12 protein-coding genes are annotated in these 14,103 nt (G+C 68.8%); 5 read left to right on the top strand and 7 right to left on the bottom strand.

The annotated features are described in order from the left end of the window. Positions 1 to 10 precede the first annotated feature (10 nt). The 3 genes from BK819_RS02420 to BK819_RS02410 are packed head-to-tail and all read right to left on the bottom strand — an operon-like array spanning position 11 to position 3,868. Entirely contained in the window at positions 11 to 1,147 is a 1,137-nt protein-coding gene (locus BK819_RS02420) for a glycosyltransferase (protein ID WP_071327700.1), read from the bottom strand. After that, positions 1,144 to 2,337, bottom strand: a complete 1,194-nt coding sequence (locus BK819_RS02415; RefSeq protein WP_071327699.1) for a DUF1972 domain-containing protein — start codon at positions 2,335 to 2,337, stop codon at positions 1,144 to 1,146. The genes BK819_RS02420 and BK819_RS02415 overlap by 4 nt, the downstream gene beginning before the upstream one ends. A gap of 4 nt (positions 2,338 to 2,341) precedes the next feature. Next, positions 2,342 to 3,868 (bottom strand): sugar transferase, encoded by a 1,527-nt coding sequence (locus BK819_RS02410; protein WP_071327698.1) that lies wholly within the window; start codon positions 3,866 to 3,868, stop codon positions 2,342 to 2,344. A gap of 358 nt (positions 3,869 to 4,226) precedes the next feature. Here BK819_RS02410 and BK819_RS02405 point away from each other — a divergent pair, with 358 nt between their 5' ends. Next, complete coding sequence (locus tag BK819_RS02405; protein ID WP_071327697.1) at positions 4,227 to 5,372, top strand: low temperature requirement protein A; 1,146 nt, start codon at positions 4,227 to 4,229, stop codon at positions 5,370 to 5,372. Between the two features lie 9 nt (positions 5,373 to 5,381). On the opposite strand, the gene BK819_RS02400 is transcribed toward BK819_RS02405, so the two are convergent. Then, complete coding sequence (locus tag BK819_RS02400; protein WP_025104606.1) at positions 5,382 to 5,996, bottom strand: TetR/AcrR family transcriptional regulator; 615 nt, start codon at positions 5,994 to 5,996, stop codon at positions 5,382 to 5,384. A 367-nt stretch (positions 5,997 to 6,363) separates the two neighbouring features. Between BK819_RS02400 and BK819_RS02395 the strand changes: the two genes are divergently transcribed. From BK819_RS02395 to BK819_RS02385, 3 genes are all read left to right on the top strand, one after another. After that, positions 6,364 to 7,317 (top strand): intradiol ring-cleavage dioxygenase, encoded by a 954-nt coding sequence (locus BK819_RS02395; protein WP_071327696.1) that lies wholly within the window; start codon positions 6,364 to 6,366, stop codon positions 7,315 to 7,317. A gap of 192 nt (positions 7,318 to 7,509) precedes the next feature. Then, entirely contained in the window at positions 7,510 to 7,788 is a 279-nt protein-coding gene (locus BK819_RS02390; protein WP_071327695.1) for a hypothetical protein, read from the top strand. 106 nt (positions 7,789 to 7,894) lie between these two features. After that, a complete protein-coding gene (locus tag BK819_RS02385; RefSeq protein WP_071328060.1) occupies positions 7,895 to 9,007 on the top strand; it encodes an acyl-CoA desaturase in 1,113 nt (370 codons plus the stop codon). A 1,134-nt stretch (positions 9,008 to 10,141) separates the two neighbouring features. Here BK819_RS02385 and BK819_RS02370 read toward each other — a convergent pair. From BK819_RS02370 to BK819_RS02360, 3 genes are all read right to left on the bottom strand, one after another. After that, the gene (locus tag BK819_RS02370) at positions 10,142 to 11,545 is read right to left on the bottom strand and encodes a cell division initiation protein (RefSeq protein ID WP_071327692.1); all 1,404 of its coding nucleotides are present in this window, start codon (positions 11,543 to 11,545) and stop codon (positions 10,142 to 10,144) included. A 198-nt stretch (positions 11,546 to 11,743) separates the two neighbouring features. Then, positions 11,744 to 12,217 carry a hypothetical protein gene (locus BK819_RS02365; protein WP_143049229.1) on the bottom strand — a complete coding sequence of 158 codons (474 nt, stop codon included), beginning with the start codon at positions 12,215 to 12,217 and terminating at the stop codon, positions 11,744 to 11,746. Positions 12,218 to 12,302: 85 nt separating this feature from the next. Then, positions 12,303 to 12,608: a hypothetical protein gene (locus BK819_RS02360; protein WP_071327690.1), complete on the bottom strand. Its 306-nt coding sequence runs from the start codon at positions 12,606 to 12,608 to the stop codon at positions 12,303 to 12,305. Between the two features lie 163 nt (positions 12,609 to 12,771). Here BK819_RS02360 and BK819_RS02355 point away from each other — a divergent pair, with 163 nt between their 5' ends. Beyond that, the gene (locus tag BK819_RS02355; RefSeq protein WP_071327689.1) at positions 12,772 to 14,097 is read left to right on the top strand and encodes a VCBS repeat domain-containing M23 family metallopeptidase; all 1,326 of its coding nucleotides are present in this window, start codon (positions 12,772 to 12,774) and stop codon (positions 14,095 to 14,097) included. The last annotated feature ends 6 nt before the right edge of the window (positions 14,098 to 14,103 follow it).

Here is a 14,103-nt window from a genome sequence, read left to right as displayed (position 1 = left end):
TCCGCGGGGGTCAGTCCAGGACGCCGGCGGTGACGCCGGCGCGGTAGACCGCGGGAGCGTGCCGACGCAGGGCTTCGTCGCGACTCGCCGCGACGCCGGCCACGTGGTCGTCCCAGCGCTCGCGGACCTCCTCGAGCGCGGTCGCGATCGCGTCGGCATCGTCCGGAGCGACCAGGTGCGCCGTCGCGTATCCGCCCGCGGCCTCTCGCAGGCCGCTGCTGTCGCTCGCGATGACCGGGCGGAGACCGAGCACGCCCTCGACGGCCGTGTTGCCGAACGGCTCGTCCACCCGGGACGGCACGACCAGGACGTCGGCGTCGGCGAGGAAGGGCCAGATGTCGGGGTGGAAGCCGGCGAAGGTGACGGGGACGCCGGTCGCGGCGGCGCGTGCGCGCAGATCGCGCTCGAACCACTCGTACCCCTCGAAGACCGCGCCGAGCAGCGTGACCTCGACCGGACGGCCCGCCGCCTGAAGCGCGGCGGCGGCGTCGATGACGAGGTCGGGACCCTTCCGCGGCGACAGCCGGCCCACGTAGAGCACCCGGAGGGGACCATCGAGGCGGGGACGCGGCCGAGCAGGGTGCTCGGGTGATGCGACGCCGTTGGCCACCACGCGGGTCCGGTCGGCGAGAGTCGGCAGCGCGCGCCGGATCGTGTCCAGGCTGAAGCGGCTGTTCACCAGGGTCCGGGCGGAGGCGAGATGCGGCGCATAGAGAAGCCGGTTCACCAGCGGGTTGCCGGACGCTTCGGCCTCGTGCACATGGCTGACCGCGCGCGTGCCCCGGAGGCGGGCGACAAGAGGCCACTGCGGAATGATGATGGTCGACACATAGACCGCGTCGGGGCGGAGGCGTCCGATCAGCCGCCACGCGGAGCCGAGACCGCGGAACGTGTCGCGGAAGAGGCGCGGCAGTCCCCGCGGGGTGAGCAGGACCTTGCGCAGCACGAGCATCGGCAGGATGACGACCTCCGCGCCGGCCTCTCGCAGCGGCGCGACGAGGAGACCCGTGCTCGGCAGGGCGACCACGACGCGGGCTCCCGCCTCGACGAGGCCGGTCGCGCTCTCGAGGAGCATGCGGTCGGACCCGAACATCTCCGCGCCCGGATGCACCAGGAGGACGGTCTTGCGGTTATCTCCCGCGATCATCGGGCCGCGTCCGCGGGGGTGGGGACCCAGTCCGTGCTCCGTCGACGTGCCCGCCGGGCGGAGGAATGGATGCTGGAGCCCTCGGCGAGGCGGCGAGCGAGGTCTTCGTACTCGTCGGCCACGTCGTCCCACCGGAATCGGGTCCGGGCGATCTCCTGCACGGCTGCGGCATGCGCGTCGCGCGTGGCCACATCAGCCTCGGCGGCGGTCACATGCGCGGCGACGTCGTCCGCATCGGTGAAGAACCACCCGTTGCCGTCGAGCACCTCGCGGTTGAAGGGCACCTCGTAGCCGATCACCGCCGTGCCCGCTCCCATGGCACGGAGGAGCGACGGGTTGGTGCCGCCGACCGAGTGACCGTGCAGGTAGGTGGCGGCGTGGGCGTAGAGCGCGTCGAGGAGCTCCTGGTCGTAGACGCCGCCGACCAGGTGGATCCGCTCGTCGCCCTCGGCGGCGTTCCGGATCTCCTGGATGTACCCGGCCGCGTACGGCGCGGACCCGACGACCACGAGCGGCAGGCGCGCGGCGCTGGCCCGGTAGCCGCGGACGATCTCGAGCACGTGGTTCTCCGGCTCGAACCGCGCGACGACGAGGTGGTAGCCGCCGGGAGCGAGGTCCATCTCGGCCAGACGATGCGTCGGCGGCTCCTCGAGGATCGGCGCGCCGTAGCGGATCAGCTCCGTCGGCACGTCGAACTGGTGACGGTAGTAGTCGGAGATGCCGGGGGCATCGGCGATGAGCGCGTCGGCGGTGCGGACGCCGAACTGCTCGGCCCAGCGGTAGTAGGCCTTGCCGCGCGGACCCCACTTCGAACGACGCCACTCGAGACCGTCCATGTGCAGGGCGACGGGCGCCCGGCGCAGCCGGAGCAGGGGCAGGAACGGCGAGTTCGCGGCATTGAAGACGAAGGTCGCATCGGGGCGGCGGTGGACGAGCAGGTGCAGGGCCGAGAGCCCGGTGTGGCTGAGCGTCTCGACCTGCTTCACGGGGACGGCGGGGAGGTGCACCACCCGCATGCCGAGGTACTCCTTTTCCCGGTGCTCGGAACCGCGGGTGTACACGACGACGTCGTGCCCACGGTCGGCCAGGCGGCGGCCGACCTCCTCGATGGCCGTCTCGAACCCGCCGTAGGCGGCAGGCACGCCTCGGGTCCCCACCATCGCGATCGTGAGGGGTGTCGTAGTGCTCATCCGCTCAGTATGCCCCGCTCGGCTGCGCCATGACCTTCGCCGTGCGCCACATGATCTGAAGGTCGTTCATGACGGACCAGTTCTCCACATAGCGCAGGTCGAGCCGCACGCTCTCGTCCCACGAGAGGTCGCTGCGTCCGGAGACCTGCCACAGGCCGGTGATACCGGGCTTGATGTAAAGACGGCGGAACACAGTGCCGTCGTAGGCGGTGACCTCGCTCGGCAGCGGCGGACGCGGGCCGACGACGCTCATGTCCCCGACCAGCACGTTCCAGAACTGCGGAAGCTCATCCAGCGACAGCTTGCGCAGCACCTTCCCGACGCGGGTCACGCGCGGGTCGTCCTTCATCTTGAAGAGCAGGCCGGCGCCCTCGTTGTGGTCCTTGAGCGCCGCGAGCTGCTTCTCCGCGTCGGTGCGCATCGACCGGAACTTGACCATCTTGAACCGGCGGCCGTCCCGTCCCACGCGCTCCTGGAAGAAGAACACCGGGCCGGGCGAGTCGAGCTTGATGAGCGCGCTGAGCACCGGGGTGAGCAGCGCGATCGGGATCAGTGCGATCGTGGCGACGACGACATCGAGGGCGCGCTTGAGCAGGTGGACGCCGCCCTCGTAGGTCGGGATCTTCACCTGGATCAGCGGCAGACCGTCGACCTGGCGCAGAGAGATGCGAGGGCCTGCGACATCCGTCAGACGGCTCGAGAGGATGAGCTCGGCGGCGGTGCCCTCGAGCTGCCAGCTGAGCTGCTTGACGAAGTCGGGGGACCCCTCGGGGCGGCTCGCCACGATGATGGTGTCCGCCCCGAGCTGTGCCGCCGCGGCGGCGACGGTGTCGAGATCGCCCACGACCGGGTAGATGCTCTCCCCGATCCTGAGCGCGCCGGCATTGCGATCCAGCAGCGTCGTCCCCACGACGTGATAGCCGTTCTCCCCGCCCTTCTGCAGGGAGTCGATCACATACTCGACGTCCTCGGTGGCGCCGACCACCATCGTCCTCGACGCGAACCGCCCGGACAGGCGCTGCCGCTGCAGCCAGCGACGCCAGGTCCAGCGGGCGAAGAGGAGACCGAGCATGCCCACGGGGAGCGCGATGAAGAACAGCGGCTGCAGCCCTTCCCACTCCAGGAGCACGCCCGCGATGGCGGTGATGCCGAAGGCGAGCCCGGCCGCGTGTGCGACGCGGCGGTACTCGGTGGCCCCTGACCCGAAGATGGCGGCGGCTCGGCTGTTGAGCGCCGACAGCATCAGGTACCAGGCGAGACCCAGCAATGCGGCGTTGCGCACGGTCTCGATCACCGCGACCCCGTTGATCAGCTGGACTGCTGCCGTCAGCGCGACGGCGATCAGGATGACAGCCGCATCCGTGATCCGCAGCCGCATCCGATAGCGACGCTCCCACTGACGGCGTCGTTCGAGCGTCGCCGAGACACGCGGCGTGCTCGCCGCATGCGTCACCGACGCGGTCGCCCGCGGAGCCGTGATCGGCGTGAAACCCGTACGAGCGATGCTCAGAGCATCCTCGACGGAAGTCATGCCGAGGCCCCTTGAGCCGTGAATGTACGCAAATAACCCCAGTGCGCCATCGTTTCCCCAGTTTTCCCCAGACCGTGAACCCCACGTTCACGGACATGTCTGCGTCCCGACCCCTCGGGTCCTGCTGGTGCTTCCCGATCCCACATCGAGAAGGTGTCCTCGTCGTCCCAAACCGACGAGGCGTGCAGCAGGCACTGCAGACGGTGATCACTGTAGCGGATTCGGCCGCCGGATGGAAGCGCATGCCGCGCAGGAGGGGGATCCGTTCCGGCATACCGCCCGGGGAGAAGAAGCCGGGAGCTAGTCTGTCGCGGTGACTGCGCATCCGACTTCGACTCCTCGCTTCCGTCTGCAGCCCATGCGGCCGCGCGACCCCGGTCAGCCGCACCGCGCCGCGAGTCCGCTGGAGCTCTTCTTCGATCTCGTCTTCGTGGTAGCGGTGAGCATCGCGTCGGCGCAACTGCATCACACCCTGAGTCACGGCGACTTCCTCCACGGGATCACCTCGTACGCGATGCTCTTCTTCGCGATCTGGTGGGCGTGGATGAACTTCACCTGGTTCGCCACGTCCTTCGACACCGACGACTGGCCGTACCGGATCGCCACCTTCGTCCAGATGGCGGGCGTCCTCGTCCTGGCCGCAGGGATCCCCGGGGCCTTCAACGAGGGAGACTTCACCCTCCCGGTGATCGGCTACGTCGTGATGCGCATCGCCGTGGTCGCGCAGTGGCTGCGTGCGTCCCGGACCGCGGGGCCGCTCCGTTCCGTCGCGCTGCGATACGCCGGCGGCATCGCCGCCGTGCAGGTGCTGTGGATACTGTTCCTGCTCATCCCCTCAGGGCCCGTCCAGCTCGCGGCCTTCGTCGTCTTCGCCCTCATCGAGATCGCCGTCCCCGTGATCGCCGAGCGCCGCGACCAGACGCCGTGGCATCCGCACCACATCACCGAGCGCTACGGTCTGTTCACCCTCATCGTGCTCGGTGAGAGCCTTCTCGCCTCTGCCAACGCGATCATCGATGCGGTGGATGAGGTCGAGGCCCTTGGGTCGCTCCTGGCGATCTCGGCCCTCGCATTCGTCGTGACGGCGGCCCTGTGGTGGATCTACTTCTGGCCGCCCCACCACCGGTCCATCACCACCCTCGGCCGTTCCCTGCGCTACGGCTACACCCACTTCTTCGTGTTCGCGGCGGCTGCCGCCTTCTCCGCCGGCATCGAGGTGGAGCTGGATGTGCTGACGGGGGAGAGCCACCTCGCCCCGATGGCCGCCACGTTCACAGTGTCCGTGCCGATCGCCGTGTTCCTCATCGGCATCTGGTGGGTCGCCATCCGGGACAACGCCGACAGGGTCGTCAACACCGTCATCCCGGTGGGGGCGCTGCTCGTCCTGCTCGACCCGTTCGTGCCCGTGCCGGTGGCGCTGACGGCAGCGGTGATGGTCGCGATCGTGATCGTGCTGGTCATCCGGCCGCCCGTTGCTCGGGGAACCGTCGTCACGGATGAGTGATCCGCGGCGTCACACACTGGCGGCAAAGAGTTCCCGGCACTCGCGGCGCAGGCGCGCGATCGCCTCGCCGTCGCCGCGCAGGTGCCGGATGAGGGCGTGCTGGAGCATGCCGTCCGTGAGCGCGTACGCGAAGAGCGGCGTGAAGCGACAGGGTCGCCCGCAGAGCTCGGAGTAGCGCTCGACCACGCGCCAGATGGCATCCTGCAGGTCGGCCTCGACTTCGGCGATCGTGTCGCCGAAGCCCGACTCGAACAGGGACTGGTTGCGGAGGTCGTACCAGAGCCGGTGCAGGCGGGCGTCGTCGTGCACGCTCCTGGCGAGCTCCTCGGCGGCCCCGGCCGCCAGTTCCTCCGCGGTCTCGGCCCTCTCCAGCACGGCGAGGTAGCGGTCGCCGAGCCCTCCCTTGGATATCCGCACGGCCTCTGCGATGAGGTCGTTCTTGTCGGTGAAGTAATAGTGCAGCGACCCGTGGGAGAGCTCTGAGTGCTGCGCGATCTCCCGAAGGCCCGTCCGCGCGAATCCCCGCTCGGCGATCGCCTCCAAAGCCGCTTCGGCCAGCGCCCGTCGGCGCAGCGCGAACTTGTCCACCCCTGCGCGTTCCGCGCGCTTGTCCGCTGTCGTCATGCTGTCCCCTGGTCTCGTCCCCTTCGGAATCGGTGCGGGTAATGCTATGGCATCTCGCGCGCTCTGGACAGCTGTCCGGGAAAAACTTGACAGGTGCCAAGCGGCGTGTTCCACTGGATGGGCTACGGCCGTGCATGTCCCCTGCATGATGGCCGTCTTCGTGGCCGCGCGCGCGATTCACCCCATCGCCCCGGCCCTGCGTTGTCCGCCGAGTTCTTCGAGCGCCAGCGCCGCAGAGCGGAGCGATGTCCCCGCATCCTCCGCTCTGCTCCTGACTCCACAGGAGCCGCAGGGATCACGCATAGCTTCTTGATTGCTCACCCGTCGAGCATGGGGCAACGCCGCCGACGCTCGAGAGGAGCACATCATGAGCCGCATCCCCGAACCGACCCCCACCCCGCAGGGCCCCATGTACGAAGGACGGCTGCTGGACCGCGCGGACGAAGAGGTCGTCGACCAGGGCGTCGCCTTCGACCTCCGGACGTTGATGAGCCGTCGCGGGCTGCTGATCGGCGGCGGGCTCGGCCTCGGTGCCGTCGTGCTCGCCGCCTGCGCGCCTGCCGCCACCGGGTCGTCATCGAGCACGGCCGCTCCCACCCCCAGCACCACCGCGACCGCGACGGACGCCGCGGTCGCCGAGATCCCGGACGAGACCGCCGGTCCCTACCCGGGCGACGGCTCGAACGGCCCTGACATCCTCGACGAAGCCGGAATCATCCGCCAGGACATCCGCTCGTCCATCGACGGCGGCGCCACAGCCGACGGCGTGCCGCTCTCCTTCGAACTGCAGATCCTCGACCTCGCGAACGGCGGGATGCCGTTCGCCGGCGTCGCGGTCTACGCGTGGCACTGCAACGCGCAGGGGGAGTACTCGCTGTACTCATCGGGACTGGAGGACGTCTCCTACCTCCGCGGGGTCCAGGTCGCGGACGACGACGGGAAGGTGTCCTTCACCTCCGTCTTCCCCGGGTGCTACTCGGGGCGGTGGCCTCACATCCACTTCGAGGTGTATCCGGACGTTGCCGCGATCACCGACGCGTCGAACGCGATCGCCACGTCCCAGCTCGCGCTACCAGAGGACGCGTGCAGCGCGGTGTACGCGGAGACTGCCTACTCCGGATCGGCGGACAACCTGGCGCGGATCTCCCTCACCTCCGACAACGTCTTCGGAGACGACGGTGGCGTGTCGCAGCTCGCCACGACGACGGGGAGCGTCACCGGCGGATACACCGCGACCCTCGTGGTCGGTGTCGACACGACGACCACGCCGAGCGCCGGCGCCGCGCCCACGGGTGGCAGTGGTCGTCCCCCCGGAAGCTGAGGTTCTCGGCGCGTGGTTCGTGGATCTGCTAAGCTGATCGTGCAACGTGTGCGTTTCGCCCCCTCTCGGCCGCCTCGTCGCCACTGATCAGGGCCATCCACGGACCACGCACATCGACGCGCGCGGAATCCGCCCTCGGTCTCTTCACGTGCGGAGCGCGAGCGCGCCCGCCCCACAGCAATGAGCATGAGCATGAGTACCACCACCGTCCCTTCCTCCATCCCTCTCACCTGGAAACAGGCCGACGTCGACGTGCACGTCGCCACCCGCAACGGCGAGTTCGCCGGATTCGTCGAGTTCGACGGATCCGCGCACCGGCTGCGCGACGAGCGCGGCGCCGACCTCGGGTCGTTCCCGTCCCTCGACGAGGCCTTCCGCGCGCTCGACGCCGCGCAGCAGCCCGCCCGGCCGGCGGCATCGCCGGCCCTCCCTCGCACGCGCGGTCGGCGGCCGCGTCGAGCACGGGCCTGAGTCGTATGCCGCCTCGCGTATGCGAGCGCGGTTAGTGTGGCCACAGCGATCGGCAACCGCCCTTGGCTTCTTCAGCTCAAGGGCTCCCGATCGACAGGAGAGCATCATCTCCCGCACATCCTCCCCGACCGTCACCGCCACCCTCGGGCCGGTTCGTCAGACGTACGCCGGGAACGCCGAGTTCCCCCCGCTCACGCGGGCCTACCGCGATGTGCAGCAGGTCGTGAAGGAGACCGGGCTCCTGCAGCGCACCCCCGTGTTCTACACACTGGTCGGCGCGGCCCTCGTCGTCGCCTTCGCCGGCTGCGTCGCGGGCTTCCTCCTCCTCGGCGACAGCTGGTTCCAGCTCCTCATCGCCGCGGCCCTCGGTGTCGTCTTCACGCAGGTCGCCTTCCTCGCCCACGAGGCGGCGCACCGTCAGATCCTGTCCACCGGGCCGGCGAACTTCCGCCTGGCCCGCGTGCTCGCCGGCATCATCGGCATGAGCTACCACTGGTGGGATTCCAAGCACACCCGTCACCACGGCAACCCGAACCAGGTCGGCAAGGACCCAGACATCCAGGTCGATACCATCTCCTTCCTGGAGGAGGACGCGGCGCAGTCGCGCGGCATCGTCCGGCTCATCACGCGCAAGCAGGGGTGGCTCTTCTTCCCCCTCCTGACGCTCGAGGGGCTCAACCTGCACTACCTCGGCCTGAAGCACCTGACGACGCGGAAGAACGTGAAGGGCCGCTGGATCGAGCTCGGACTCATCGTGCTCCGGTTCGCCGTCCTTCTCGTGCCGCTGTTCCTCCTGCTCCCCGTCGGCATGGCCTTCGCGTTCCTGGGCGTGCAGCTCGCGGTCTTCGGCGTGTACATGGGCGCGTCCTTCGCCCCCAACCACAAGGGCATGCCGGTCATCGCTCCCGACGCCAAGCTCGACTTCTTCTCGAAGCAGGTGCGCACGTCGCGCAACATCCGCGGCGGATGGTGGGTGACGGGGCTGATGGGCGGCCTCAACCATCAGGTGGAGCACCACCTGTTCCCGAACATGTCGCGGCTGCACCTGTCGAAGGCACGCGGCATCGTGCGCGACTACTGCGCCGCCAACGGCATCCCGTACACGGAGACGTCCCTCGGGCAGTCGTACGCGATCGTCATCGCCTACCTCAACCGCGTCGGCCTGGCGGCGCGCGACCCGTTCGACTGCCCGGCGGCGGCACAGCTCCGCCGCGCCTGAGGCCGGTGGATACGGCGCCGCCATGCGAGCGTCCGGAGCCAGCTTTTCGCCGAGCCCTGACAGCCACCAATGAGTCGCAAGGTGGGCAAGGTTCAGCGGAAGGACAGTCCGTCGCAACTCACGGCATCGGCGAACCCTCCGGCGGCAATCGCGGTCTTCACACTCTTCACGTACGCGTCTCTGGGGATCACGGCTACCTCCGTCGTTGACGCCTCATCGACGACGGCATCGTTCGCGCAGCTTGACACGACCACCCAAGCAGACCGATCGCTTACTCCATCGACGAACGAGGATTCGAGGTCGACCCGCGGGGAGACGTCCTGGATAAGGATCGTGGCCTCTTCCCTCACATGGTCATACACAATTCCCAACGAGACCCCGACCGTCTCATCGATCTGAAGGCCCGATGGGGCACACCGGCTCAGGCAGACGACCACGCCGAGCGCCGTATACGCACATAACCTCGCTACAGCCCGCATGAGATCCCTGAGGAATACGGGTTGTAAGCCGTGAGAACGGAACTCGTTCCTACCGTCTTCCAATAGGTGGGGCCGATGCGCGGCCTGTACGACTCCTGTTTCTGAACCCTGTACGAGTGTCTGGTGCCGAGCGCCCGTGCCTTCCATACTTGGCCTGCTCTGAGGGCAGGGGAACTGCAGCCAACGGTCGTTGTCACCGAGCTCGCCGAACTGATGCTTAGCCCGGCGGCGACATCCGCGCGGCTGGCGCCGAGGCTCACCTGCACAGTTCGTGTCACGCTCTTACCCTTCGAGATGCTGCAGAGGCCACCAGTCGTGGTGATCTTGCAGCTCGCGAAGACGGCACCAGTCACATTCGCTGTCGAGGACTTGTTGATGATGTTGTACCGGTAAACGGCTGCGTTGGCCGCTTGAGCGTGTGCAAGGGAGAGCGCTCCGGCGCACACGATCGCGATTGCCGTGAGCGCGAGCTTGTGACGCGTTGATGAGCGTTGGCGGGATCGGGTAGCGGAAGCCATGTCGCGAAGATAGCTCAGCGGTCCGCCAGGCCGTCATGCCTGCAATTGCTTCATACCGGTGAAACCGGCATGCTGTCCGGAGACGACGAAGGGGCGAGCAGACACCTGCTCGCCCCTTCGTCGTCTCCGAGGGTGGATCAGCGCTTCGAGTCGTCCGTCTCGACGACGTCGATCGTGATCTTCTCCAGCGGACGGTCGTCGTCGAGCTCGTCGTCGAGGACCTCGTCTCCACGGAAGCTCTCGACGGACGCCTCGACGACGTCGTCCTCGTTCTCGTCGTCGTCCTCGTCGATCGTGGCCTCCGTCAGCGCGATCTCCGTGGGGAGGTTATCGTCGCTGAAGATGCCGTCGGGGCGGATGAGCTCGCGCACCTCGGCCATGAAGCTGGTGAGCTGCTGCTGCTGCCACCGCAGCTGACGGGCGCGGTCCTCGGCGTCGCGGAGGACGGTGGAGGTGTGGCCGGTCACCGCGTCGACGATCTTCTGAGACTTCACGCGGGCGCGCTCGAGGATGTCCCGTGCACGGACCTGCGCGTCGGCCTCGATCGCCTGTGCCTGCGAGCGCATGAGCTTCTCGTAGCCGTCGGCCTTCGCAGAGATGCGCTGGGCATGCTCCAGCGAGGCGGTGACCTGCTCGTTCGCGTCGGTCGTGATGCGCTCGGCGTGTGCGACGGCCTGGTTGTGCAGCACGAGGAACTCCTGCTGCGCGTCGTCCTGACGACGGGTGAGGGTCTCCTCGAACTCCAGCACGCGGGCGTTCATCTCGCGCACCTCGCGCTCGGCGTCCGCCCGCAGCTGCGTGGTCTCACGCGTGACGAGGGAGCGCAGTGCGGCAGCGCCCTTCTCGGCCTCGGTGCGGATGGCCGTGGCCTCCTGCGACGCCTGGCTGACCTTCTCCGCGGCGTGCGCGGCCTCGCGCTCGATGCGCGCCTCGTGGGCCGTGTACTCGGTCTCCATCTTCAGGCGCACCTGATCGGCGTCGCGCTGAGCCTGGGAGATGATGCGCTCGGCATCCGCCTCGGCTTCAGCGCGCTGCGCGGCGACTTCCTCGCGGGCCGAGGTCATCAGGCGGTCGGCCTGCACGGCGGCGTTCTGGATGAGGACGTTCGCCTGCTCCTCGGCCACCCGGAGGATCGCCTCGAACTGCTGGCGGGAGGGCGCCTCTTCGCCGTCGGCCTGCGGCATGTCGACGAGCTCGGAGGTGAGCGTCGCCACCTGCTGCTCGGCGTCCGCGGCCTTGGCGTTCGCGGCGGCGAGCTCGGCTTCCAGGGCCTCGCGTGCCTCTCGCTCTTCGGCTTTGAGAGCCTCGACCGACTCGGCCTCGCGGGCCTTCGCCTCGGCGACCTCATCGGCGGCCTGCTGGAGCTGGGCGTGCATCGATGCGAGCGCGGCGTCGACCTCGCCCTTGTCGTAGCCGCGGAATCCGATGGTGAACGCCGACGTGGACGTGGACGACGTGTCGCGCGGAGCCGTCTCGATCAGCTGATCGAAGAAGTCCGGCGACCGCTCGTCGTCGCGGGGTGTGCCCGAGGATTCGCTCATGGGTTCAAGCCTTTCTGGCGTGTCCGCGACACGAAGCGGACTTCGTTTCCGTGGACAGGATCGCAAGCTCGGGGGAGGAGGCCCCCGGCATGCGCCACGACCGGGTCGTCATCCGTCCCTGCGGGGCGCGGCGCGCGTCTAGCCTAATTGCGTCACCTGAGAATCGTGACCCTTTATTCCTGGGCCGGCGAGCGAGGATCAGGCCCGGCGGAACCAGCGCGCGTTGCGGTCGTCGAGCTCCGGGCCGCGCTCGAACACGGAGACGGGGCCGTCGCCCACCTCGATCCCGCGGGTCGCAGCCTCAGCGGCCGCGAGGGCGCGCAGCTCCCGCCAGAGGGGCGCGGTCTGCGGGAAGCCGAGGTACTCGCGGAAGGTCTCGACGCGCAGGAGAGTCCCCGCGCTGACGGGAACCAATCGCGCGACGGTGTCATCCGGTTCGACGAAGCGGACGCCCAGCGCGCCGTCCGGGAGCAGCGAGAAGCTCCGGCCTCGCGCCCCGACGACCACGCGCAGCAGCTCCGCCGTGGCCGTCGGGGAGGCGTGGACGAGGAGAGTGGCTCCGAGGTCGGCGAGGATCTCCTCCATCCGCGCGGCGGTGTACCGGGCTCCGGCGCGCTCGCCGGCCGACGATGCGCTGCGCCGTACCCAGCCGCGCAGGAAGGCTGCTCCCACGATGAGGCCGAGGATGACCAGGATGAGGACGAGGATCAGAGCGGTGTCCAGGGCAGCGACCTTCCGTGCTGAACGTCGGTGCGCGTCAGCGCGGGCCGGAGAGATGGTCCAGCTGGAGATCGCCGGAGGCGTTGAGCGCCTGCATGATCTCCTGGATGCGGTGCGGGTCCACGGCCGGCGGCTCCGCCTCGTCGAAGCCGAACTGCAGGGGGATGGCGGGATGGATCCAGACGCTCGCTCGCCGGTCGATGCCGCCCTCGGGAGGCTGCCAGGTCATCATGAAGCTCTCCTGACGACGCAGCTTGGTGGCGATGACGATCTTCAGATGCGCGAGCGTCTCGTCCTCGATGAGGATCGGATCCGAGTGCCCGTCGTACCGGAGTCTTCCCATGGTGCTGACGGTACACCCCCGTGGGGTCTCACGATCACCGGCAGGTGGCGGGCGGAACGGGGCGAAGGGGGTGGCGTTCGCGTGGCGGGGCGTCTGCCCTTGGTACGGTGACCGCGGAGGACACCACGTCCCCTGGGGCCGCCGAGCAAGAGAGAACTTCGAGATGAAGCGCACGTCCCGCTTGCGTCTTGGTCGCATCGGGATCGTCGCCGTGCTCGCGATCGCGCTGGGATCGTTGACACCGGCCCTCACCACGACCGGCTCCGCGACCGCGGCGTCCGACGGCTACATGGTCTATCCGGCTTCGGGCAACATCCAGTCCAAGGTCGGCGACGGATGCCTCGGCAACTATCGTGCGCACGACGGCATCGACATCTCCCGGAACGGCGGGACGCCGATCCTGGCGGCGTATGACGGCGTGATCAAGAGCCGCACGTCGAACGGCGGTTACGGCAACTACGTCGACGTGCAGCACCCGGGCGGCTACGTCACCCGGTACGCCCACATGGCGGCGCCTGGCTGGTACGCGCCGGGGACCAAGGTCTTGCGTGGACAGCAGATCGGCGTCGTCGGGAACACCGGCAACTCCGCCGCGTATCACCTGCATTTCGAGGTGTGGCTGAACGGCAAGGTTTACTCCCAGATCAACCAGGGCTTCACCTGCCTGTCGAACGTCACGCGGGGCGGGACGATTCCGTTGTTCTTCCCGGGTCTCGGGAGCGGCGACCCTGCGAACGTCGGTGCGGGCGACTTCACCGGGGACGACAAAGCCGACCTGCTCGTCGTCGCCGGCAACGGCGACCTGAGGATGCGTAACGGGAACGGGCGAGGATCCTTCTCCGCCCCCACCAGCCTTTTCGGCGCGGGATGGGCTGACTCCCGTCGGCACATCACGCACACGGACTTCAACGGAGACGGCAACGCCGACATCCTCGTAGCCCGCTCCGACGGTGTTCTCGAGTTCTGGGCGGGGACCGGGGCAGGGCAATTCCGGCCAGCGACGACGCCCGGGTCCGGGTGGTACGGGATGAGGCACGTCGCCTCCGGGGCGGACTTCACCGGCGACGGGCGGCAGGACGTTCTCGGAGTGTCCGAAGCCGGAACCCTGATCGTCTATCGGGGGAATGGCGCCGGCGGTTTCAGCCCACCCCACACCACGATCGGTGGGGGCTGGGAGGGCTTCCACTATCTCATCGCCGGAGACTTCGACGGCGATGGTCGAGGAGACATCGTCGCTATCGCGGGAGATGGCGTGCTGCGGCTGTACACGGGTGCATCCGGGCTGCGCGGACCGCGTCAGGTCGGAGTCGGTTGGCAGGAGTTCACGGAAGTCACCGGTGGCGTGGACTACAACGGGGACGGCCGGGCCGACCTGCTCGCTCGAACGGCTGCCGGGCAGCTTTACCTTTACCCCGGTAACGGGACGGGGGGATTCAGCGCCCGGGTTCTCGTCGCCTCGGACGCCGCCGACTACCTCGCGATCGAGTAGCCGCTC

The organism is Microbacterium sp. LCT-H2 (assembly GCF_001866135.1).
In the GTDB taxonomy this organism is placed as follows: Bacteria; Actinomycetota; Actinomycetes; order Actinomycetales; family Microbacteriaceae; genus Microbacterium.
Note: the sequence above shows the minus strand (reverse complement) of the source record. Positions and strands in the feature narration are given on the sequence as shown.